This window comes from Variovorax sp. P4_B11 (genome assembly GCF_056402355.1).
This window is the reverse complement of sequence record NZ_JBFUHO010000014.1, coordinates 47,058-66,801: the sequence shown is the minus strand read 5'-3', so window position 1 is coordinate 66,801 and position 19,744 is coordinate 47,058. Positions and strand designations below refer to the sequence as shown.

21 protein-coding genes are annotated in these 19,744 nt (G+C 67.1%); 14 read left to right on the top strand and 7 right to left on the bottom strand.

What is annotated here, in order from left to right:
- Window positions 1–4 precede the first annotated feature (4 nt).
- The 4 genes from AC1DYD_RS15120 to AC1DYD_RS15105 form a co-directional block, all read right to left on the bottom strand.
- The gene (locus AC1DYD_RS15120) at window positions 5–523 is read right to left on the bottom strand and encodes a CMD domain-containing protein (protein WP_478173562.1); all 519 of its coding nucleotides are present in this window, start codon (window positions 521–523) and stop codon (window positions 5–7) included.
- Window positions 524–571: 48 nt separating this feature from the next.
- Window positions 572–2,056 (bottom strand): NAD(P)-binding domain-containing protein, encoded by a 1,485-nt coding sequence (locus tag AC1DYD_RS15115; protein ID WP_478173561.1) that lies wholly within the window; start codon window positions 2,054–2,056, stop codon window positions 572–574.
- 39 nt (window positions 2,057–2,095) lie between these two features.
- Window positions 2,096–3,100, bottom strand: coding sequence for a Bug family tripartite tricarboxylate transporter substrate binding protein (locus tag AC1DYD_RS15110; RefSeq protein WP_478173560.1), 1,005 nt, complete (start codon window positions 3,098–3,100; stop codon window positions 2,096–2,098).
- Between the two features lie 316 nt (window positions 3,101–3,416).
- The gene (locus AC1DYD_RS15105) at window positions 3,417–3,686 is read right to left on the bottom strand and encodes a helix-turn-helix domain-containing protein (protein ID WP_478173559.1); all 270 of its coding nucleotides are present in this window, start codon (window positions 3,684–3,686) and stop codon (window positions 3,417–3,419) included.
- 28 nt (window positions 3,687–3,714) lie between these two features.
- Here AC1DYD_RS15105 and AC1DYD_RS15100 point away from each other — a divergent pair, with 28 nt between their 5' ends.
- Together AC1DYD_RS15100 and AC1DYD_RS15095 are read left to right on the top strand one after the other, a co-directional pair.
- Window positions 3,715–3,858 carry a GIY-YIG nuclease family protein gene (locus AC1DYD_RS15100; RefSeq protein WP_478173558.1) on the top strand — a complete coding sequence of 48 codons (144 nt, stop codon included), beginning with the start codon at window positions 3,715–3,717 and terminating at the stop codon, window positions 3,856–3,858.
- A gap of 72 nt (window positions 3,859–3,930) precedes the next feature.
- Window positions 3,931–5,028 carry an IS5 family transposase gene (locus AC1DYD_RS15095; RefSeq protein ID WP_478173557.1) on the top strand — a complete coding sequence of 366 codons (1,098 nt, stop codon included), beginning with the start codon at window positions 3,931–3,933 and terminating at the stop codon, window positions 5,026–5,028.
- Window positions 5,029–5,164: 136 nt separating this feature from the next.
- On the opposite strand, the gene AC1DYD_RS15090 is transcribed toward AC1DYD_RS15095, so the two are convergent.
- From AC1DYD_RS15090 to AC1DYD_RS15080, 3 genes are all read right to left on the bottom strand, one after another.
- Entirely contained in the window at window positions 5,165–5,671 is a 507-nt protein-coding gene (locus tag AC1DYD_RS15090) for a hypothetical protein (RefSeq protein ID WP_478173556.1), read from the bottom strand.
- A gap of 216 nt (window positions 5,672–5,887) precedes the next feature.
- Entirely contained in the window at window positions 5,888–6,118 is a 231-nt protein-coding gene (locus AC1DYD_RS15085) for a hypothetical protein (protein WP_478173555.1), read from the bottom strand.
- Window positions 6,119–6,402: 284 nt separating this feature from the next.
- On the bottom strand, window positions 6,403–7,350 hold the full coding sequence (locus tag AC1DYD_RS15080; protein ID WP_478173554.1) for a hypothetical protein: 948 nt from the start codon (window positions 7,348–7,350) through the stop codon (window positions 6,403–6,405).
- Between the two features lie 258 nt (window positions 7,351–7,608).
- Here AC1DYD_RS15080 and AC1DYD_RS15075 point away from each other — a divergent pair, with 258 nt between their 5' ends.
- From AC1DYD_RS15075 to AC1DYD_RS15020, 12 genes are all read left to right on the top strand, one after another.
- Window positions 7,609–8,229: a peroxiredoxin family protein gene (locus AC1DYD_RS15075; protein WP_478173553.1), complete on the top strand. Its 621-nt coding sequence runs from the start codon at window positions 7,609–7,611 to the stop codon at window positions 8,227–8,229.
- Between the two features lie 135 nt (window positions 8,230–8,364).
- Complete coding sequence (locus tag AC1DYD_RS15070; protein ID WP_478173552.1) at window positions 8,365–9,249, top strand: ATP adenylyltransferase family protein; 885 nt, start codon at window positions 8,365–8,367, stop codon at window positions 9,247–9,249.
- A gap of 318 nt (window positions 9,250–9,567) precedes the next feature.
- Window positions 9,568–10,272 carry a VIT1/CCC1 transporter family protein gene (locus AC1DYD_RS15065; protein ID WP_478173551.1) on the top strand — a complete coding sequence of 235 codons (705 nt, stop codon included), beginning with the start codon at window positions 9,568–9,570 and terminating at the stop codon, window positions 10,270–10,272.
- Between the two features lie 77 nt (window positions 10,273–10,349).
- Window positions 10,350–11,369: a Bug family tripartite tricarboxylate transporter substrate binding protein gene (locus AC1DYD_RS15060; protein WP_478173550.1), complete on the top strand. Its 1,020-nt coding sequence runs from the start codon at window positions 10,350–10,352 to the stop codon at window positions 11,367–11,369.
- 304 nt (window positions 11,370–11,673) lie between these two features.
- Complete coding sequence (locus tag AC1DYD_RS15055; RefSeq protein ID WP_478173549.1) at window positions 11,674–12,933, top strand: O-antigen ligase family protein; 1,260 nt, start codon at window positions 11,674–11,676, stop codon at window positions 12,931–12,933.
- Between the two features lie 149 nt (window positions 12,934–13,082).
- Window positions 13,083–13,457, top strand: a complete 375-nt coding sequence (locus tag AC1DYD_RS15050; protein ID WP_478173548.1) for a hypothetical protein — start codon at window positions 13,083–13,085, stop codon at window positions 13,455–13,457.
- 75 nt (window positions 13,458–13,532) lie between these two features.
- Window positions 13,533–15,227: a phospholipid carrier-dependent glycosyltransferase gene (locus tag AC1DYD_RS15045; RefSeq protein ID WP_478173547.1), complete on the top strand. Its 1,695-nt coding sequence runs from the start codon at window positions 13,533–13,535 to the stop codon at window positions 15,225–15,227.
- Complete coding sequence (locus AC1DYD_RS15040; RefSeq protein ID WP_478113769.1) at window positions 15,224–15,613, top strand: SMR family transporter; 390 nt, start codon at window positions 15,224–15,226, stop codon at window positions 15,611–15,613. Before AC1DYD_RS15045 ends, AC1DYD_RS15040 begins: the two co-directional genes overlap by 4 nt.
- Window positions 15,610–16,752, top strand: coding sequence for a DegT/DnrJ/EryC1/StrS family aminotransferase (locus AC1DYD_RS15035; RefSeq protein ID WP_478173546.1), 1,143 nt, complete (start codon window positions 15,610–15,612; stop codon window positions 16,750–16,752). Before AC1DYD_RS15040 ends, AC1DYD_RS15035 begins: the two co-directional genes overlap by 4 nt.
- Window positions 16,749–17,741: a glycosyltransferase gene (locus AC1DYD_RS15030; RefSeq protein WP_478173545.1), complete on the top strand. Its 993-nt coding sequence runs from the start codon at window positions 16,749–16,751 to the stop codon at window positions 17,739–17,741. The genes AC1DYD_RS15035 and AC1DYD_RS15030 overlap by 4 nt, the downstream gene beginning before the upstream one ends.
- A complete protein-coding gene (locus AC1DYD_RS15025) occupies window positions 17,738–18,667 on the top strand; it encodes a formyltransferase (protein ID WP_478173544.1) in 930 nt (309 codons plus the stop codon). Before AC1DYD_RS15030 ends, AC1DYD_RS15025 begins: the two co-directional genes overlap by 4 nt.
- Window positions 18,668–18,696: 29 nt before the next feature.
- On the top strand, window positions 18,697–19,740 hold the full coding sequence (locus AC1DYD_RS15020; RefSeq protein WP_478173543.1) for a bifunctional UDP-4-keto-pentose/UDP-xylose synthase: 1,044 nt from the start codon (window positions 18,697–18,699) through the stop codon (window positions 19,738–19,740).
- The last annotated feature ends 4 nt before the right edge of the window (window positions 19,741–19,744 follow it).

The following is a 19,744-nucleotide window of genomic DNA, read 5'->3' as shown; positions in this document are numbered from 1 at the left end:
GCGCTCATTCCGCAGCCCCCGCTTGCGCTATCGCCTGCAGCCCGACGGCCACGCGAATCTGGTACGACAGGAACGCGATCAGCTGGCCCAGCGCGACGATGGCGGGCGTGCTGAGGCCCACGCCCAGGAGCGCGTCGATCGCTGCGCGGTCACCCTCGATCGGGCGGTCGATCAGCTTGGCAGTGAACCCCAGGATCGTCTGCAGGCGCGCATCGGCCTGCACCGCCGCATCGCCGCTGGCCACAGCAGCGACCAGGCCGGCGTCCGCACCTTCGGCCAGCAGGCGGCCGCGGTAGTGCTCGGCCAGGGTGTCGGCCTTCGACAGCCGGCACGCATGCAGCGCCACCAGCAGCCGTTCGATGACGGAGATGCCCTTCACCGCCGGTGAAAACATGCTCTCGTAGCTGCCCTGGGTGGACGCGACGATCTTGGGTCTCTGTCGCCGCAGTGCATAGATGGGGTGATCCGTGGCCAATGGAACGGCCTGGTCGATCACGTCGACCGTCTCTTCTGTAGATGTCATGTCGTGGGTGGATGGGCTGTGGTCTGGAAAAGAAACGGCGCGCGGCGCTCAGCCGGTCACGGTCTGCAGCGGCGCGCGGGCGGATGCGCCGGGCGGTGGCGCCGGCACCCATTCGTCGCCGAGCAGCTCGGGCTCGTCGTAGGCCTCGAGGTTGGCGAAGTGCTGCGCGAAGTCTTCGCGGTAGAACAGGCTGGCGAGGCCGCCGGCAAGGCGCCTGGCGCCGTCGCTGATGTTGGGGATGTCGCCCGACACGGTGCCATGCGACAACGCGGCCGGGTAGCAGAAGCAATGGATGCGGTCGAGGCCCGGGCATGCGCCCGCGGATTTCTCCTGCAGTTCGAAGGCCGGCCCCAGATCGGGCGAGTCGGACAGCTCTTCGTCTTCGTTTCCGGGCGCGGGCTCGAAGCGGTCTTTCCAGGCCCGGATGTGCGGGGCGATGGCGGCGAACTCGGGCCGGCTGAACCAGTCGATGCGGAAACCGGTCGCGACGATCAGGAAGTCGACCTCGAATTCACCCCTGGGTGTCGAGATGGCCAGTGCATCGCCGGCCATCTCGACGCCACGGATCGGGCAGCCGAAGTTGAAGCGCGCGTTGGGGTGGCGCGAGACGCGCTGGGTGCTGCCGCGCGGCGGCGGCACGTTCGCGACGTTGATGTAGTGGCGCAGGCGCCACTTGAGTTCGTCGGGCAGGTCGTAGTGGCCCTGCGTGAGGCCCGGAACGCCGGCGCCCTTGCCCTTGTTGACGCGCGGCAGGTCGTCGCGCCGGATCAGCAGGTCGACGCTGCGTGCACCGGCCTCCAGTGCCGTGGCCGCGCTGTCCATCGACGACGAGCCGGCACCGATCACGCCGACACGCAGGCCGGCGAGGCTGTCGTAGTCCATCTCGTCGGAAGAGTGGGCCCAGCGGGCGCGCGGCAGCCCGCGCACGAAGGCGGGAACCGTCGGGCCGCCCAGGCCGTCGCGGCCCGTGGCCAGCACGACGCGGCGCGCCAGCACCTGGCTGGTGCCGGCGGGCGTCTGCAGGTCGAGGCCCACCATCGCGTCGGCGCGCAGGTGGATGGCCACCACTTGCGTGTCGTTGCGCACATCCACCGCCATCACGCGCCGGTACCAGCGCAGATAGTCCATCCATTGCAGGCGGGGGATCTTGTCCATGGCCGTCCAGGCGTCCAGCCCGAACTGCGCTTCGAACCAGGCGCGGAACGTGAGTGCCGGCAGGCCCATCGCCGGTCCGGTGAGCTCCTTGGGCGAGCGCAGCGTCTCCATGCGCGCAGTGGTGGCCCAGGGGCCTTCGAAGCCGGCGCCCGCACGGTCGAACACCGCGGCGCGGATGCCCAGCTGCGCAAAGCCCACGGCGGCGGCAAGGCCTGACTGTCCGCCGCCGATGATCGCCACGTCGAGCACCGCCTGGCCGTCATGCACGCGGGGCGGCATCCAGTCGCGTGCCGGCCAGCCCAGCCATTCGAGATCTTTGGCAAGACGCCGCTCGAGCGCGGCCAGACCGCCGGGCGAATCCAGCGGAGAACGAGACAAGGAGGAAGAAGTATCTGTTTTCATTTGTGGATGGCGGATTCAGTCCAGGCTGATGTTGGCGGTCCTGGCGACCTCTGCCCACTTCAGCCGGTTGGCATGCACGGTCTGCTTGAACTGGGCCGGCGATTCGATGCGCACGGTGTTGCCCTGGCTTTCGAATCTGGCGCGCAACTCGGGCTGCTCCATCACGGTCCGGATCGCCTTGTTGAGCTTGTCGACGATGGCCGGGTCGGTTCCCCTCGGCGCAAACACGGCGAACCAGATGGCGCTGTCGAAGCCCTGCGTGCCCGGCAGTCCGCTCGATGCGATGGTCGGCACGTCCTTGATGGCCGGCACCGGCTTGACCGTGGTGACGCCGAGCAACCGCACCTTGCCCGAAGCCAGTTGCGGCAGTGCCGTTTGCACCTGGTTCATGATGCAGCAGGTCTCGCCGCGCACCACCGACAGGATGGCTTCGGGCCCGCCCTTGTAGGGCACATGAACCATGCTGAGGCCCAGCCGCGAATTGAATTCAGCGAACGCCATGTGCGTGCCGGCGCCGTTGCCGGTCGATGCGTAGTCGAACTTGCCCGGGTTGGCCTTGATCAGCGCGAAGAATTCCTTGAGCGTCTTCGACGGGACGACATCCGTGTTCACCATCAGCACGTTCGAGACGTCCAGCACCGGGGACACGGGCACGAAGTCGTCTTCCACGTCGAAGGCGAGCTTCTTGTAGATCGCCGCATTGCTGCCGTGCGTGGCGGCCGTGCCGAACACGAGGGTGTAGCCGTCCGGCTTGGCATGCGCGACATATTCACTGGCGAGGTTGCCCGCCGCGCCGGACTTGTAGTCGATGACGACCGGCTGCCCCAGCTGCTTGCCGAGCGGCTCCTGGATGGCGCGCGCCACCACGTCCACCCCGGACCCGGCCGGAAAGCCCATGAGCATCGTGACCGGCCGGGTCGGCCACTCCTCGGCCGATGCCGGCGCGCAGAACGCGATCAGCGACGCCGTGAATAGCAGGAGCAAGGCAGCAAATGGATTCTTGCGGCGTAAGGCGTTCATTCAGGTTCTCGCAAAGTGGACGGAATGCGTGGGTCACGCGCATCAACCATACCGCCATGACGTGCAGTCGCTGTGGAAGTGCGTTCAGTCTAAGCGCCACCGCTGCGCATGTTTTTCTCAAATTTGCACCAAAAAGCCGATGGATAGAAAACAATTGCTCTTCTAGCTGCTTTTGTGGAATTGGATACTCGCGGCGACCGGTCTCGAGCGGCTGGGGGACTACGCCACCGGGTGGAGACGCTGGAGGCCAGGCACGCGCAGGCCGGGGTGCGAAGGCGAAGCAAACTCTCGGCTGGCAGGCAGCGGTGAGAACCACTCAGGTTGCGGACCGGTCGCCGTTTGGCGGCTGCAACTTGGTGGCGATGCCGTAGAGCGCAAGCAGGCCCAGCACGTGCCCGATCGCGACGCCTGCTTCACCCGATTCGATCCGGGCGATCGTCTGGACGTGGACACCCAGTCGGGCGGCAGCTGCGGCCTGGCCGTCGCCGGCACTGGTGCGGGCAAGCCTGGCCGCCGCGCCCATGTCCTTGATCGCCTGGAGGGCGTCGCCACCGATGTCTGCCGAGATGCGCTTGCCTTGAGCCATCCGCGGATTGTCGCTGCACAATCGGCGCGTGCCTCGCACCCTGCCCGACCCGCCACCCAAGCCCTATTGGCTCTACCTCCTGGAATGCGAGGGCGGCCTGTACTACGCGGGGATCGCGCTCGACGTGGAGCAGCGCTTCTTCCAGCATGTCTTCGGACTAGCAGGCTGCTGAAATACTTCGCTTGAAGGTCCCCCGTCAGAGAGCCTGGCGCGTTGTCTTTGCAGACCCACGAAACCACTTCCGATGCGCGGCCCCGATACATTCACCGAAGGTTTGTTCACCATGAGACGGCTGGACGACTTCGTTCCCGCCGACCATCCACTGCGACGTATCCGGGTGATGGTCAACGAGGCGCTGGCCAAGATGGACGAGTTGTTCTCGCGGATGTACGAGGCCGACATCAAGGGCGGACGTCCGAGCATCGCGCCAGAGAAACTGCTGCGTGCGATGCTGCTGCAGATCCTGTTCAGCATCCGCTCGGAGCGCCAGCTCATGGAGCAGACGCAATACAACATGCTGTTTCGTTGGTTCATCGGCCTGGCGATGGACGACGCGGTGTGGGTGCCGACGGTGTTCAGCAAGAATCGCCAGCGCCTGATCGAGCACGACGCAGTGGTCGCCTTCTTCAACGAAGTGCTGGAGACGGCCGAGAACAAGGATTGGTTGTCGGGTGAGCACTTCAGCGTCGACGGCACGTTGATCCAGGCCTGGGCAGGACACAAGAGCTTCGTTCGCAAGGACGGTGACGACGATGGCGACAGCGGCGGGGACTTCAAGGGCCAGCAACGCAGCAATGAAACGCACGAGTCGAAGACCGATCCCGATTCAAAGCTGTACCGCAAGGGCAAGACGGCCAGCGAGCTGCGCTACATGGGGCACACGCTCACCGACAACCGTCACGGCCTAGTCGTCAACGCGATGGTCACGCAGGCCGACGGCTTTGCCGAACGTGAAGCGGCCAAGATCATGATCAGGGACGCACGTCAGGCAGCCGCGAGTGCGGATACCGAGGTCACGCTCGGCGCCGACAAGGGTTATGACGCGGCCGAGTTCATCGAGGAGCTGCACCGCATGAAGGTCACGCCGCATGTGGCGCAGAACAAGTCGGGACGTCGCTCGGCGGTGGCCGACGAGATCGCGCAGAGCGAGGGCTATGCGATCTCTCAGCGCAAGCGAAAGCTGATCGAGCAAGGCTTCGGCTGGGCCAAGTTGGTCGGCCCCATCCGGCAGGTGATGGTGCGCGGCATCAAGAAGGTCGACCAGTTGTTCGTGCTGACGATGGCTGCCTACAACCTCGTTCGCATGCGGACCTTGGCAAAAGTCCGTCCGTTGGCCGCGTAGAGGGTCAGCGAGAGCCGAAAACACACTACTGAACCGGGAAAACAGCCATGGAAGCCAACCCGGAACGTCGAAATCTCACAACCGCCATCTTCAGTGTGCAGGATGACTTTGGCGCGCTTGGTACTTCAGCAGCCTGCTAGGCGCCAAATTCACACGCGCGCGGCCTCCAGTGCGGGTGCTCGCAGCCCGCGAATACGCTTGCAAGGGTGATGCATTGCGGGCGGAATTCAGGCTCAAGGCGCTGCCGCGCGCTGGGAAGCTTGGCTTCTTCGAGGGCGAGGCGTAGTCGGGGCTCCCAGGCAATCGCTGGCATCGGCGCAAGCCGGCGGCCAAGACCCGCCAGACGCGACCGCTCAACGCTCAGCGCGTCGAGATTCAAGCTGGTGAGCGACCTCAAAGCAGAGACATTGACGAAAGCCGCACCACGCGACTGAATGACTGACCGCGCATCAAAGCGCGATCCGAGGCCGACATTCGGCAAGGCCATCAGCCTTGCAATGCGCCGAACGGCGACCGCGATCAAAGCAGGCCGATGAGCAAACAGCCCGGCCTGTGCCGAATCAGCTAGCCTGGAGCACCTTGACGCCAGCGCCGCGCAGGCCGCTGCGCCCAGAAAATGCCGGCGGCGTTGTTTTGACGCCATGGCGTCGAGAGTGTGAGACGGCGCGGAAGTAGACCGTGCGCTCGTGCTTCGCGGCCGACCGGCTGGCGGATGGGCGGGTGGGCGGGTGGCACAGGCGACCCAAGCCTGGCGCGGCGCCTCCGCGCCGCTGCCCGTCCACGCACACCGCATGCCTCGAGCTCGAATGCTGTCCTCATTCCCGGAGGTTGGGCCGCTTGAATCGAGCCATCGGGATGTCTAGATCATTGCCCGCAATCGGCGCTGGGCGCGCTCAAGTCCGACGATCAAGCGATTCTCGATGCTTTCCGCCTCCGTGATTCGCTCGTCGAGCCACGCTGCATCCGTGCTTCCGACCTGGGACATCTTCTGCATCATGACGACGATGAGGGCGTTTTGATCCGTGATCAACCCATCCCAGAGATCAATATCCGCCTGGGCGCCTTGTATTTCCACGTAGCTGGCTGTCATCGTTGCCTCCTGCTCGCGTGCCTGCGTAGCGTAGCACTGCGCCCCTTCGGGGGGAGGATGGCAAAGACGAAGGCGTGCCTTCATCGTCGGAAAGTGCCCGAATCGGGTGCCGGCCTTGAACGGCGAAGCGCTACGAAGCGCCCAGCGTCAAGTCGCCGCGCAGCGCACCACATGCCGAAGCTGCCATGCACGATGCGCTTGATGCGCTTGATGCGCGTGGCGCGGTCGTGGTCGATTGCCGCGGCGAGACCGAGAACGCTTCGCCTGAAGAATGGCCTTCCGCGCTACAAATACAGTGTCACCACCTCGACCACCGAGCCCTTCGACATCACAGGTATCGCCAACAAAGCCCAGGAGCCGATCGATGCTGCCGCAGCTGCCGGCGCTCCCGATTCATCGGCAGGCCAGTCATTGATCACGGGCGTCCCGCTGGTCCACGCCTTGACGATCGATCCCGTCGGCGGCGACAGGGGCAGCGTGGCCTCGATCCGTGACGCCCCCCCGTGCAGTTCGCTGAACGCGAAGACTCGCCGTAGTTGGGCCCGGGGCTCGTCCAGCGTCCATTGCTCGATGCGTCGAGCCAGTGGCAGTTCAGCACCGGCGAGGAAGGTCACGACATGGCACTCTTCCTGCTGCGACGCGAACGGGATGGCCAGACCGCGCTGCAGACCGGCTGCTGCGGCCTGTCGAGTGCGCACGAAGCGCCCCGTCGAGGCCGGCAGATCCTCCAGAAAGACGGCATGGCGGCTCAGCCACGCCTGGCCCGGGAGACCCGCGCCACGCTGAAGATGGGTCTGACGCGTGATCGTCTCGAAGGTCTGGGCGTTCTGCCCGAAGGCACCGTCGACGAGGGTCATTTCGCCACGACCGCCGGCGTCGTCGCGCCAAAGCTCGAGCGCGCCACTGCCCTTGGCCTCATGACCGCAGAACATCACGAGCACCGAAATGAGGCGGTCGTGCTCAAAGCTCGGCAGCGCGATGGCGCAGGTGAGACCGGCAGCCCTTGCCGCGGCGTTGCGACGGAAGAACGAACCTTCGAACTGCGGCAGCAGGATGGGCCGGCGCTCCTCCCAGGCCCGCCCGGGCAGTCCCTCACCGCGACCAAAGCACATCTCCCGGCTGATGGCCGCGAATCGCCTGGCAGTCCCGAACGCCCCGCCACCGAACTCGAGCAGCGAGCCGTCGTGGCTGGGCACCCAAAGTTCGGCTGCCTTGATAAAAGTGGGGGTCATGATGCCTCCCGGAGTGTGGACTATTCAAAGCAAGATGCAGGCCATATGAACCACCTCCTGCGTCATTGCGCCCGCACAGGCAAGCTGCGTGCGAGACGGTCGCTGGATTGCGCCCACTCTTGCCTTCGTACATCATTGCGTCCGCAGTTCGAGTCGCTTCGACGAAGGATGCGTCGGGTGCCACGAGACACACGCCCAGGCTGGCGCCCATTGAGGTCATGCCGGGTGTACTGCACCGAATCGCTACTATCGGCCGTCATGGAACAGTCCACGCACGCTCACCCGACACTCGGCGAGAAGGCGCCTGGTTTCCGGCTTGCCGCGGCGGGCGGCGGCGAGGTCGCCCTGTCCGACTACCTGGGCCGCAAGAATCTGCTGCTGTGGTTTTCCAAGGGCCTGTACTGCCCCTTCTGCCGTCGCAATATGGCGCGCCTGAGCCAGGTCTACACGGAGTTTGTGGCGTTGGACGCCGAGATCCTGCAGATCACCCACAACACGCAGAAAGAGGCCAACGTCTATTTCCGAAACTACCACCTGGCCACTCCTTACCTCTGCGATGCGGACTGGCGCGTGCATTTGGCCTACGGAGTTGCGCTGGAACGACAGAGCTTGGGCGCGGTGGCCGAAAATTGGGTGAGCTCCTCCGCGATGGTGGCTCAAGACCTGCTGTTGCACGGCGAAAAATCGCCGCCGCCGATCCCCGCTTTGCGCCTGGGCCGCTTCCAGTCGCCACAGTTGGTGGTAGCAGTCGATCGCGCCGGTGTGGTTCGCTACGTGTGGAGCGGCGGGCCCTTCGATACATTGCCCACCGTCGCCGAACTTCTGTCGGTGCTCCAGTCGATGCGTTCAGAATTCCCGATCGCCGGTCGGGCCCCTTGAAGACGGGTCTGGACTCGCATCGATGCAGAGATTTCCTGGGCACCTGGATGACCGGCAACCGCCTGGCAGCGTGAGTTCGCCGAGCGGCAGGAAAAGACCGGTACCGCGCGCGGTACCGATACCGCTGGGCCCCACGTGGTCGTTCCCAGGTGCCCGGAACGGGTCGAGAATGACGGCGTGTTTTCACTGTCCATCGTCCAAGATGCAATGCGGCGTGCCCTGGCAGACGGTGCACTGCAGCCGATCGAGACCCAAGCCATCCTCCTCGACAGCGATGGCGTCCGGTTCGTCTTGCACACGGTTTCGAGCCTCGCGCGCAAGGACAAGGCGCACCATGTCGCGGCAACCGGGGATCCGCTCGGCGACTACGACTGTTCTCTGTTCGTCGGCGAGCTCGGGCCTTCGCACTACGTTCTGCTGAACAAGTTCCAACTGCTCGCCGGCCATGTACTGCTCGTCACCCGCAGCTTCGAACGCCAGGAGCGCCTTCTTACCGTTGAGGATTTCGCGGCGCTCATCACTTGCCTGAGCGAGGTCGATGGGCTCGGCTTCTACAACGGGGGCGTCGAAGCCGGGGCCAGCCAACGGCACAAGCACCTGCAGCTGGTGCCGCTCCCGCTCACGCGCGAAAGCCCGGACGAAGTACCGATGGAGCGAGCGCTCGGCAGCGGCGCGCGGCTGCCGTTCAGGCATGCGTTCGCACATCTGGCGCCGCAGGCGACGGCTCCCGAGTTGCATGCCCTCTATCGCGAGTTGCTTCATCGGTGCGGCATTTCCGCCGTTGCCACCGAAGAGGGCGAAGTTCAGTCGGCACCTTACAACCTGCTGATTCGCCGAGGCTGGATGTTCGTCGTGCCGCGTTCGCGCGCCTGCTTCGAATCGATCTCCGTGAACGGGCTCGGCTTCGCTGGCTCATTGTTCTTGCGTTCGCGAAAGGAACTGGACCGCGTCCATGCAATTGGGCCGATGCAGGTGCTGCGCGCGGTTGCGGTGCCGCAGGACGTGCCTCATGACGCATGACCGAACATTCGAGACCGAAGGACCGCGAAGGGCATCTCCACCCTCGCGGTCCAACGCCACGCGATGCGCGGTGCTCAGGACTCTCCCGCAGCCTAGCGACATCCCGCGGGATCCCGATTGATCTCGCTCAGTCGGAATGCACGCGGCCGGCCCCGAGGAGAGCCATCGCGCGTCTTCCGCAGGCATGATGGACGGGTGGGCGGTCGGCCGAACTCTTGGCCGAGCCCCTGCGGAGATGGCGATGACGACCGAGAAAGCCCCTTTCCCACCCCCCCTGGACGCGCCCGCGAAGCGGGCGGCACCGACCGGTTGCACCTCATGAAAGGCCCTTGGACACTCCACCTCGAGCGTCATCGCAACACCCGCATCGGCTGGCTTCGCGCCGCCGTGCTCGGTGCCAACGACGGCATCGTTTCCACGGCAAGCCTGATCGTCGGCGTGGCCGCGGCCCAGGCGGACCACGCCAGCATCCTGATCACCGGCGTTGCCGGGCTGGTGGCCGGGGCGATGTCCATGGCCGCCGGCGAGTACGTCTCGGTCCATTCGCAGGCCGACACCGAGCGCGCGGACCTGTCGCGCGAGCGCGCCGAGCTCAAGGAAGACCCTGCCGCCGAACGCCGCGAGCTGACGGCCATCTACGTCAGACGGGGCCTTTCGTACGCACTGGCACGGCAGGTGGCCGAGCAGCTGATGGCGCACGATGCCCTCGGCGCGCATGCGCGCGACGAGTTGGGCATCTCCGACACGACGAGCGCACGGCCGGTGCAGGCGGCCTTGGCTTCCGCCGCCAGCTTCACGGTCGGTGCCGCGCTCCCGCTGGCGGTCGCGGCGGCGGCCACCGGCGCCTCCGTGATCCCCTGGGTCGCCGGCATGTCGATCGCATTCCTCGGACTGCTCGGTGGCGTCGCTGCGCGGGCGGGCGGCGCGAACGTGCCGGTCGGCGCCTGGCGCGTCACCTTCTGGGGCGCGCTGGCGATGGGCTTGACCGCATCGGTGGGTTCGATCTTCGGCGCGACGGTCTAGGGCCTGCGGAACTGACAGCATTCCGAAAGCTTCGCCGAGGCAACATCGCGGACCTTGAACAGATCGATGGAGACACCATGATTGCAGACACCCCCGACGAACTCGCAGCGACCTCCCCGATGGCCCGGCGCCGCATCCTCCAGGCCGGCGGCGCCCTCGGCCTCGCCGGCCTGATGCCGCGCCTGGCGTCGGCCCAGGGCGGCTGGCCGAGCAAGTCGGTGCGTTTCGTGGTGCCTTTCGCGCCCGGCGGCAGCTCGGAGATCGTGGCCCGGTCGACCGCGGCCGAGCTCTCCAACACGCTGGGCCAGAGCGTCTACGTGGACAACAAGCCCGGCGCCGCCGGCAACATCGCGATGGCGGAGGTGGCGCGCAGTGACGACCAGCACACGATCATCCTCGGCCACATCGGCACGCTGGCCGTCAACCCCTTCATCTTCGACAAGCTGCCGTACGACGCCAACAAGGACTTCAAGCCGGTCAGCCTGCTGGCCAAGGTGCCCAGCCTCTACGTGGTTCATCCGGACGTGCCGGCGAAGAACCTCAGAGAGTTCATCGCCTATGCGAAATCGAAGCCCGGCAAGCTGAGCTATGGCTCGGCCGGCAACGGCAGCGCCGGCCACCTGGCCTTCGAGTACCTGAAAGTCACCTCGGGGGTCTTCATGCTGCACGTGCCCTACCGCGGCACCGGACCGATGCTGACCGACCTGCTGTCGGGCCGGCTCGACGCCTCGGCGATCGGGGCGGCGGCCATCATCCCCTTCATCAAGTCGGGCAAGGTGCGCTGCATCGCCACCGGCTCGGCCACGCGCCTGCCGCAATTGCCGGAGGTTCCGACGGTGGCCGAACAGGGCTATCCCGGCTTCGAGATGACCCAGTGGTACGGCATGCTCGCGCCGGCCAGCATGGCGCCCGCCAACGTGGCGAAGCTGTCGGCCGAAACCATGAAGGCGGTGCGCTCTCCGGCCGCCATGGAACGGCTGCGCGGCGACGCGGCCGAGGCCATCGGCGGCACCCCGGAGCAGTTCGCGCAGTTCATCGCGGCGGAGCAGGCACGCTGGAAGACGGTGATCGCACGGGCCAACATCAAGCCCGACTGAAGCCCGTCGGTTCTCAGCGATGCCCCGCAGGGCGGCGAGCTGGCCGGGATGCCGACCGCCCGTGCGCAGAAGGTGGAGCTGGTGTGGCCCTGCGCGCGTGACCATGAGCGCCGAGGTCGCCGAAGCGGCGGTTCGCGCATGGACCGAGGCCTTCCGCGACGCCGTGGCGGCCGATCTGGGCCTGCGCCGCTGGACGCGCCAGCGGCATTCATGCTTCGTTCACGCTGGTCGCGAACAATTGCAGGTTTTTTCGCTCGCCCTGAATCGACCGCCCGAAAGGTCGATCGAAGCCCCTGTGCATCCCATGTCCCGACCCACCTGGGTTCGAAACTGCGCCTTCCTGTGGGGCGCTGTCGTCTTCATGCCGGTAGGCCTCAACTACCTCGGCGCGACCCTGCTCATCCTCGCGCTCCTGGCCGGCGGCGAACTGCGCGAGCGCCTCGACCGATGGCGCACCCATCCCCTGCGGTGGGCCATCCTGGCCTTCGTGCTGTGGACGCTGGCCGTCCTCGCGCTGGGCCCGCGCTATGCCGGAACGCCGGTGGAGCTGGGGCACGGCTTCCGGATCGCGGCCACGATCGCCCTGCCGATCCTGCTGTCGACCGAGGAAGCCGCCTGGGGCCTGCGCGGCTTCTTCATCGGCGCCTTGCTGGCGCTGCTGGCGATGCTGCTGACCCGCGCCTTCGGACTGCCCGGTCTGGCGATCTGGCACAACGTCACGACCATGAAGGGCAACAAGTCGATCAACGATGCCTTGCTGTTCGCCCTGATCGGCGCCTTGGCGGCCACCTGGGGCCTGGCGCTCCCGGCCGCCACGCCGCGGCGGGCCGTCGGACTGGCCGCCGCCTTCGCCGCGACCCTGGGCTGCGCCCTGATCGTCACGCTGGCACTGCCTTCGCGCACCTCGTTGATCGCCTTGTTCCTCGCCGTGCTCGGTGCCTGCGTGCACCAATGGCGCCTTCGGCTGCGAGCGCTCGCGTTCTCGCTCAGCGTCATGGTGATCGCCGCCGGCGGCCTGATCTCGCAAGCACCGTCGGCCCAGGAGAAGTTCAAGCTCGGCGTGCAGGAGATCGAAGCGGCGCAGGCGGGCGCGGTGTCGGAAGGCAGCTGGGTGGTGCGCTTCTACATGTACCGGGAAACGACGCGCATGATGCTCGAACGGCCCTGGACCGGCTGGGGCGTCGGCAGCTGGACCAGCGAATGGCAGCGGCGCGCGCCGAGCCTGCTGCACGACTACAACATGCCGCACAACGACTTCCTTTGGATGGGCTCGCAAACCGGCGTGCCGGGGCTGCTGGCGCTGGCGCTCGTCTTCGCCACCGGCCTTCGCATGGCCTGGCGGCGATCCGACCTGACCGGCCGGCTGGCCTTCGTCGCGATGCTGACGCTGCTGGTGGCGATCAGCGTCAACTCGGCCACCCGCGATGCGGCCATCGGGCTCAGTCTGCCGTGGATCGTTTTCCTGTTCCTGCGGCTGGTGCACGGGCCGGACGGCGCCTGGCGCGCGGTCGTCCCGAAGGCTTGCATGAAACTGAGGCGGGGCGTTAGGATGCCGGCTCCCTGAACACTCCCCAATACCCCCGCCATCCGGCGGCGCGCCCGCTCGTTCAGGTTTCTGACAGGTGGAGCGCGTAGCATGCACCAATGTTGACCCACCGCCTTCTTCGACGTCTCGCCAGGCTTTGCCCTTGGTGGTGCACGTTGCTTGTGGCGTTGAGCGCCGCCCAGCCTTTCCTCTCGGTGCGCTTCGACGACGACGGCCTCGTCCCGCAGCAGCAGCTCAGCGTCCGCTCCGTCGGCGAGACCGCCCGGTTCCAGCCGGACGACGACGCCAAGGCACCGATGGCGCTCGAGGTCACGCTCTTCGTCCCCGCCGGCGCCAGCATCGACTCGCCGCTGGCCCTCCTGAGCGGCCTCGCCGCTTTCCTCGGCCTGGTGCTGCTGATGGCGCCGCTGACCGTATGGCCCGGCCGCCGGGTCTCGCCCTTGTCGCGCACGCCGGCCTTCAAGGTGCCGACGGCAAGCGGCGCACCGCCGCGCACCGCGCTCTGGCGAAGTCGTCCGCCAGAGACGGCTCCCCCACGCTGATCTTCATCGAGACGGGGCGCCGAGGCGCCAGCCGTGCAACGGAGCGCTGCTCCCGAGGCACATCCCAACGTGTTCATGAATCATCAGATGGATCAAGTTAGTTACAGCGGCGCGACGCCGCTTGCGGCCGAGCGACCGGTCTCTCCCGCGGTGCTGGCGCTGCTGCTCGCCGTGCTGGCAGTGGTCTGGTTCGGCGCCCTGTCCAACCGTTCGTTGATCAGTCCCGACGAGGGCCGCTATGCCAGCCTCGCCTGGGAGATGCTTCGCAGCGGCGACTTCGTCACGCCGCGCCTGAACGGCCTGCTCTATTTCGAGAAGCCTCCTCTGCAGTACTGGGTCAGCGCCCTGTTCCTGCAGCTGTTCGGCCTGAACGACTTCGCCGCCCGCCTGTGGCCCGCGCTCGCCGGTTTCCTCGCGGTGCTGGTGGTCGGCGCGACCGCCTGGCGGCTCTGGGGCAAGGAGACCGGCATCCGCAGCCTGGCCGTCGCCGCGTCGATGACCTGGGTCTTCGGCAACGCCCATTTCCTGACCCTCGATGCCAGCCTGACGCTGTTCCTCACGACCGCCTTGTGCGCCGTGCTGATCGCGGAGAACGTCGCCGCCACGCCGACGCAGCGCAGGAACTGGATCTGGCTCGCATGGGCCGCGATGGCCGGCGCAGTGTTGAGCAAGGGGCTGGTCGGGCTGCTGATTCCTGGCGCGACGCTGCTGCTGACCTGTCTCTGGCGCCGCGACTTCGGTCCCTGGCGCCGGATGCACTGGGTCTCGGGCCTGCTGATCTTCCTGCTGCTGGCCGCGCCGTGGTTCGTGCTGGTCTCGATGCGCAATCCGAGCTTTGCCCAGTTCTTCTTCATCCATGAGCATTTCGCACGCTACCTGACGAACGTGCACCAGCGCGAAGGCGCCTGGTGGTACTACCTCCCGCTGCTGCTCGGCGGGATGCTGCCCTGGACCAGCGCCCTGCCCTGGCTGTGGCCCCGGCGAACCGAGGACGGGCCGCCACGACGCATCGCGCCGGCCGACATCCTCTTGGTCCACTCGCTCTTCGTGCTGCTGTTCTTCAGCGCCAGCGGTTCGAAACTGCCTTCCTACATCCTGCCGATGTTCCCGGCACTGGCGCTGCTCATCGGACTGCGGCTCCAGCAGGCCAGCCCGCGCGTGCTGCGCCGTCACCTGCTGGTGCCGATCCTGGCCTGGACCGTGGCCCTGATCGCCTCGACACAGAGCGCCCGGGTGGCATCCTATTCGACGCCGGCCGAGATCTTCGCCCAGCTCGGCGCCGGGATCCGCTGGGGCGCCGCGGTCTTCCTGGCGTTCGCGGCCTTCGCATGGTGGGCCCTGCGGCGGCGCGGCGTCACGCTGGCCGTTGCGAGCCTGGCGCTCGGCCATATCATCGGGATGGCGATCGTGATGGCGTCCCACAACCCGTTCGGGCAGCTCAAGAGCTCGGCGCCATTCGTGTCGGCCATGGAACCGGTGCTGCGGTCCGGGGCGCCCGTGTTCGCGGTCGGCATCTATGATCAGACGCTGCCCTTCTACCTGCGCCGCGACGTCACGCTGGTGAACTACCAGGACGAGTTCGCCATGGGACAGGTGCTGGAGCCCGGCCGCTCGATCGAGTCGCTCGACGAATTCGCGAGCCGCTGGCAGGCGCTGCCGCAGGCGGCCGCCTACATGGACTTTCCAAGCTTCCTGGCCCTGCGCCAGCGCGACATTCCGATGCGTGTCATTTATCAGGATCAACGACGAGTGGTGGTGGCGAGACAATGAAGATCATCGATTTTGCATGGGTGCTGAGCGGTGTCCTGCTCAACGCTGCAGCCCAGTTGCTGCTGAAGGCCGGGGCGCGCAGCGTCGGCGAGATATCCATGTCCGACGGCAGTGCCGCGCTCTGGCGCAGTGCGACCGGACTGGCGCAGCACCCCGGCATCCTCGGCGGCCTGGCCTGCTACGCGATCAGCGTGGTGGTCTGGATCGTCGCCCTGTCTCGGGTCGAAGTGAGCATCGCCTACCCGATGCTTTCGATCGGCTATGTCGTCAATGCAGCGCTCGCGTGGTGGCTGTTCGGCGAACAGGTCAACGCCCAGCGCTGGCTCGGCATCGCGGTCATCGTGGTCGGCGTGGTCCTGGTGGCGCGCAGCGGGAGCACGCAATGAGCGCAGCGCCCTTCCTTCCCTTCACCCGTCCGTCGATCGACGAACGCACCGTCGCCGAGGTGTCCGAGGTGCTCCGCTCCGGCTGGCTCACCACCGGCCCGAAGTGCCAGGCGCTCGAGGCCGCCCTGTCCAGCCGCTTCGACGGCCGGCCCGTGCGCCTGGTGAACTCCGGCACCGCCTCCCTCGAGCTGGCGCTGCGCCTGTGCGGCATCGGCCCGGGCGACCAGGTCATCACGACGCCGCTGAGCTGGGTCGCGACGGCCAACGTGGTGCTGGCGGTCGGCGCCACGCCGGTGTTCGTCGATGTCGACGCACGCACCCGCAACATCGACCTCGAGCGCGTCGAGGCCGCCATCACGCCGCGCACGCGCGCGCTGCTGCCGGTCGACCTGGCCGGCCTGCCCGTCGACCGGGCACGGCTCAATCGCCTGGCCGCAACCCATGGACTGCGCGTCGTCGAGGATGCCGCGCAGTCCTTCGGCGCGCAGTGGGACGGGCGGGCGATCGGCAGCTTCGGCGACCTGGTGTCCTTCAGCTTCCATGCCAACAAGAACATGACCTCGGGCGAGGGCGGCTGCCTGGTGCTGAACGACGACGACGAGGCGCAGCGCTTCGAGCGGCTGCGCCTGCAGGGCGTCGTGCGGCTGCCCGGCGGCGGCATGGAGGTGGAAGCCTGGGGCGCGAAGGCCAACATGACCGACATCGCGGCGGCGATCGGCCTCGGACAGTTGCGCAGCATCGATGCCTTCAACGCCAGCCGGCGTCGGCTGGCGCAGCGCTATTTGAAGCGCTGGGACCGGTCGCTCGGCTTCGAGTTGCCCCCCGAAGACCCGGAGCTGAACGGCAACTGGCACATGTTCCAACCCCTGCTGCCGCGCGAGCTGGCACCCGCGCGCGCCGATTTCCTGGCCGCCATGAAAGAGCGCGGCATCGGCGTCGGCGTGCACTATCCCGCGATGCACCTGTTCTCGCTGTTCCGGCCCATGGGTTTCGCCCGCGGCGATTTCCCGGTGGCCGAGGACATCGGCGAACGCACGGTCACGCTGCCGCTCTTTCCTGCCATGACGGACGCCGATGTCGACCGCGTCTGCGACAGCGTCGCCGAAGTGACGGCCCAACTGAGGGGAGTCCGGCCATGACGGTACTGAAGGCGGTTTCCATCCTCGACGACGAGACCGAAGCCCGCAGCGACGCACCCGAGCTGAGCGTCGTGATTCCGGTCTACAACGAGGAACAGGGCCTGGCGGCGCTGTTCGATCGCCTCTATCCGGCGCTCGATGCGCTCGGGCTCAGCTACGAGGTGATCTTCATCAACGACGGCAGCCGGGACCGCTCCGCCGCGCTGCTGGCGGCGCAGTTCGAGCGCCGCCCCGACGTCACGCGGGTGATTCTCTTCAACGGCAACTTCGGCCAGCACCGGGCGATCCTGGCGGGCTTCGAGCACTGCCAGGGCGAGCGCATCGTCACCCTCGATGCCGACCTGCAGAATCCGCCGGAAGACATCCAACTGCTGCTGGACGCGATGGACCGCGGGCACGACTGCGTCGGATCGATCCGGCGCGATCGCCAGGATTCGGCCTGGCGGCGCTGGGCGTCGCGTGCCATGAACCGCCTGCGCCATCGGCTCACGGGCATCGTGATGACCGACCATGGCTCGATGCTGCGCGCCTACAGCCGCAACGTGGTGCAGCTGATCAACCAGTGCAACGAGATGAACACCTTCATTCCCGCCCTGGCGCTGCAGTTCTCGCGCAATCCGGCCGAGGTCGTGGTCGGCCACGAAGAGCGGCATGCGGGCGAGTCGAAGTACTCCTTCTACAGCCTGGTGCGCCTCAACTTCGACCTGGTGACCGGCTTCTCGCTGCTGCCGCTGCAGGCCTTCTCGCTGCTCGGCATCGCGGTGTCGATGCTGTCCGCGCTGCTGTTCGTGATCCTGGCGGCACGCCGGATCGTGCTGGGACCCGAGGAAGGCGGCGTCTTCACGCTGTTCGCGCTGCTGTTCCTGCTGATGGGGCTGGCCCTGTTCGGCATCGGCCTGCTGGGCGAGTACATCGGGCGCATCTACCAGGAGGTGCGCGCGCGGCCGCGCTATGTCATCAACGCCGTGCTGGAACGCAAACGCCCATGAAAGCCATCGTCTTCGCCTACCACGACGTCGGCGTGCGCTGCCTGCGGGTGCTGCTGGACGCCGGTGTCGACGTGCCGCTGGTGGTCACCCACGCCGACGCGGCCGGCGAGGCCATCTGGTTCGCCAGCGTGGCCGAGGTGGCGGCATCGCACGGCCTGCGCTGCGTGACGCCGGCCGACCCGCATCTGCCGGAGCTGCTGGCCGAAGCGAAGGCGTCGGCCCCCGACTTCCTGTTCTCGTTCTACTACCGCCAGATGCTCAAGGCGCCGTGGCTGCAGCTGCCGCGCCGCGGCGCCTACAACATGCACGGCTCGCTGCTGCCGCAGTACCGCGGGCGGGCGCCGGTGAACTGGGCCGTCATCGAGGGCGCGAAACAGACCGGCGCCACCCTGCATCGCATGAACGAGAAGCCCGACAACGGCGCCATCGTCGATCAATGCGCGGTGCCGATCCTGATCGACGACACCGCGCACGAGGTGTTCGGCAAGGTCGTCGTCGCCGCCGAGATCACGCTGGCGCGAAGCCTGCCGGGGCTGCTGGCGGGGACCGCCGTCGAGCGGCCGCAGGACCTCTCCCAAGGCCGGTATTTCGGCGGCCGCAAGCCGGAGGACGGATCGATCCCGCCGACGGCGAACGCCATGCAGATCCACAACCTGGTGCGCGCCCTCGCGCCGCCCTACTATCCCGGCGCCTTCTGCCGCGTCGGCGGACAGCGCATCCGGATCGACCGGACCCGGTTCGCCGAACGGCCGCGGCGAGAAACCGCCCCGGGCCTGCGCCTGGCGAGCGAGGCCGGCGCGCTCTGGCTGCTGGCAGCGGACGGCAGCGCGCTCGAAGTGCTGGCCGCACAGGGCGATGCCGGCGCGATCGACGCGGCCGGTTTCGAACGCCTCTTCGGCGCGCCCTGCGTGCCGGCCGACACCTGATTCATTCCCACACCACGGATTGCCCCATCATGCTCAAAGTCCTCATCCTCGGCGTCAACGGCTTCATCGGCCACCACCTCACGCGCCATATCCTCGAAACCACCGACTGGCACGTCTACGGCATGGACATGCAGACGGATCGCGTCACGCCGTGGCTCGGCGACCCGCGCTTCCATTTCTTCGAAGGCGACATCACGATCAACAAGGAATGGATCGAATACCACGTGAAGAAGTGCGATGTCGTCCTTCCGCTGGTGGCGATCGCGACCCCGGCGACCTATGTGAAGCAGCCGCTGCGTGTCTTCGAGCTCGACTTCGAGGCCAACCTGCCGATCGTGCGGCAGTGCCTCAAGTACGGCAAGCGGGTGGTGTTTCCCTCGACCAGCGAGGTCTACGGCATGTGCACCGACGAGGCCTTCGACCCCGAGGAGTCGAACCTGGTCTATGGCCCGATCAACAAGCCGCGCTGGATCTACGCCGCCGCGAAGCAGTTGATGGACCGCGTGATCCACGCCTACGGCCTGCAGGAAGGCCTGCGCTACACGCTGTTCCGTCCGTTCAACTGGATCGGGCCCGGCCTGGACAGCCTGCACACGCCAAAGGAGGGCTCGAGCCGCGTGATCACCCAGTTCCTTGGCCACATCGTGCGCGGCGAGCCGATCCGGCTGGTCGACGGCGGCAGCCAGCAACGGGCCTTCACCTACGTGGACGACGGCATCGCGGCGCTGGTCAAGATCATTGCCAACGAGGGCGGCGTGGCCGACTCGAAGATCTACAACATCGGCAACCCGGTCAACAACCACTCGATCCGCGCGCTGGCCGAGATGATGCTCGCGCTGGCGCGCACGCTGCCCGAGTACCGCGAGGCCGCCGAGAAGGTGCGCCTGGTCGATGTCTCGTCGGCCGACTACTACGGCCGCGGCTACCAGGACGTGTCCCACCGGGTGCCCGACATCCGCGCGACCATGAAGGACCTGAACTGGAGCCCGCAAGTCGGCATGCAGGAAGCCCTTGCCAGTCTGTTCGCCTACTACCGCGACGAGGTCGAGGCGGCCGCGGACCTGGCGCTTTGAGGCG

Bases quoted from the DNA above. Each gene is read 5' to 3' on its own strand.
- AC1DYD_RS15110 (WP_478173560.1), bottom strand. From the start codon at position 3,100: ATGAACGCCTTACGCCGCAAGAATCCATTTGCTGCCTTGCTCCTGCTA.
- AC1DYD_RS15065 (WP_478173551.1), top strand. From the start codon at position 9,568: ATGAAAGGCCCTTGGACACTCCACCTCGAGCGTCATCGCAACACCCGC.
- AC1DYD_RS15080 (WP_478173554.1), bottom strand. From the start codon at position 7,350: ATGACCCCCACTTTTATCAAGGCAGCCGAACTTTGGGTGCCCAGCCAC.
- AC1DYD_RS15025 (WP_478173544.1), top strand. From the start codon at position 17,738: ATGAAAGCCATCGTCTTCGCCTACCACGACGTCGGCGTGCGCTGCCTG.
- AC1DYD_RS15035 (WP_478173546.1), top strand. From the start codon at position 15,610: ATGAGCGCAGCGCCCTTCCTTCCCTTCACCCGTCCGTCGATCGACGAA.
- AC1DYD_RS15075 (WP_478173553.1), top strand. From the start codon at position 7,609: ATGGAACAGTCCACGCACGCTCACCCGACACTCGGCGAGAAGGCGCCT.
- AC1DYD_RS15040 (WP_478113769.1), top strand. From the start codon at position 15,224: ATGAAGATCATCGATTTTGCATGGGTGCTGAGCGGTGTCCTGCTCAAC.
- AC1DYD_RS15085 (WP_478173555.1), bottom strand. From the start codon at position 6,118: ATGACAGCCAGCTACGTGGAAATACAAGGCGCCCAGGCGGATATTGAT.
- AC1DYD_RS15120 (WP_478173562.1), bottom strand. From the start codon at position 523: ATGACATCTACAGAAGAGACGGTCGACGTGATCGACCAGGCCGTTCCA.
- AC1DYD_RS15060 (WP_478173550.1), top strand. From the start codon at position 10,350: ATGATTGCAGACACCCCCGACGAACTCGCAGCGACCTCCCCGATGGCC.
- AC1DYD_RS15055 (WP_478173549.1), top strand. From the start codon at position 11,674: ATGTCCCGACCCACCTGGGTTCGAAACTGCGCCTTCCTGTGGGGCGCT.
- AC1DYD_RS15020 (WP_478173543.1), top strand. From the start codon at position 18,697: ATGCTCAAAGTCCTCATCCTCGGCGTCAACGGCTTCATCGGCCACCAC.
- AC1DYD_RS15105 (WP_478173559.1), bottom strand. From the start codon at position 3,686: ATGGCTCAAGGCAAGCGCATCTCGGCAGACATCGGTGGCGACGCCCTC.
- AC1DYD_RS15095 (WP_478173557.1), top strand. From the start codon at position 3,931: ATGCGCGGCCCCGATACATTCACCGAAGGTTTGTTCACCATGAGACGG.
- AC1DYD_RS15045 (WP_478173547.1), top strand. From the start codon at position 13,533: ATGAATCATCAGATGGATCAAGTTAGTTACAGCGGCGCGACGCCGCTT.
- AC1DYD_RS15090 (WP_478173556.1), bottom strand. From the start codon at position 5,671: ATGGCGTCAAAACAACGCCGCCGGCATTTTCTGGGCGCAGCGGCCTGC.
- AC1DYD_RS15030 (WP_478173545.1), top strand. From the start codon at position 16,749: ATGACGGTACTGAAGGCGGTTTCCATCCTCGACGACGAGACCGAAGCC.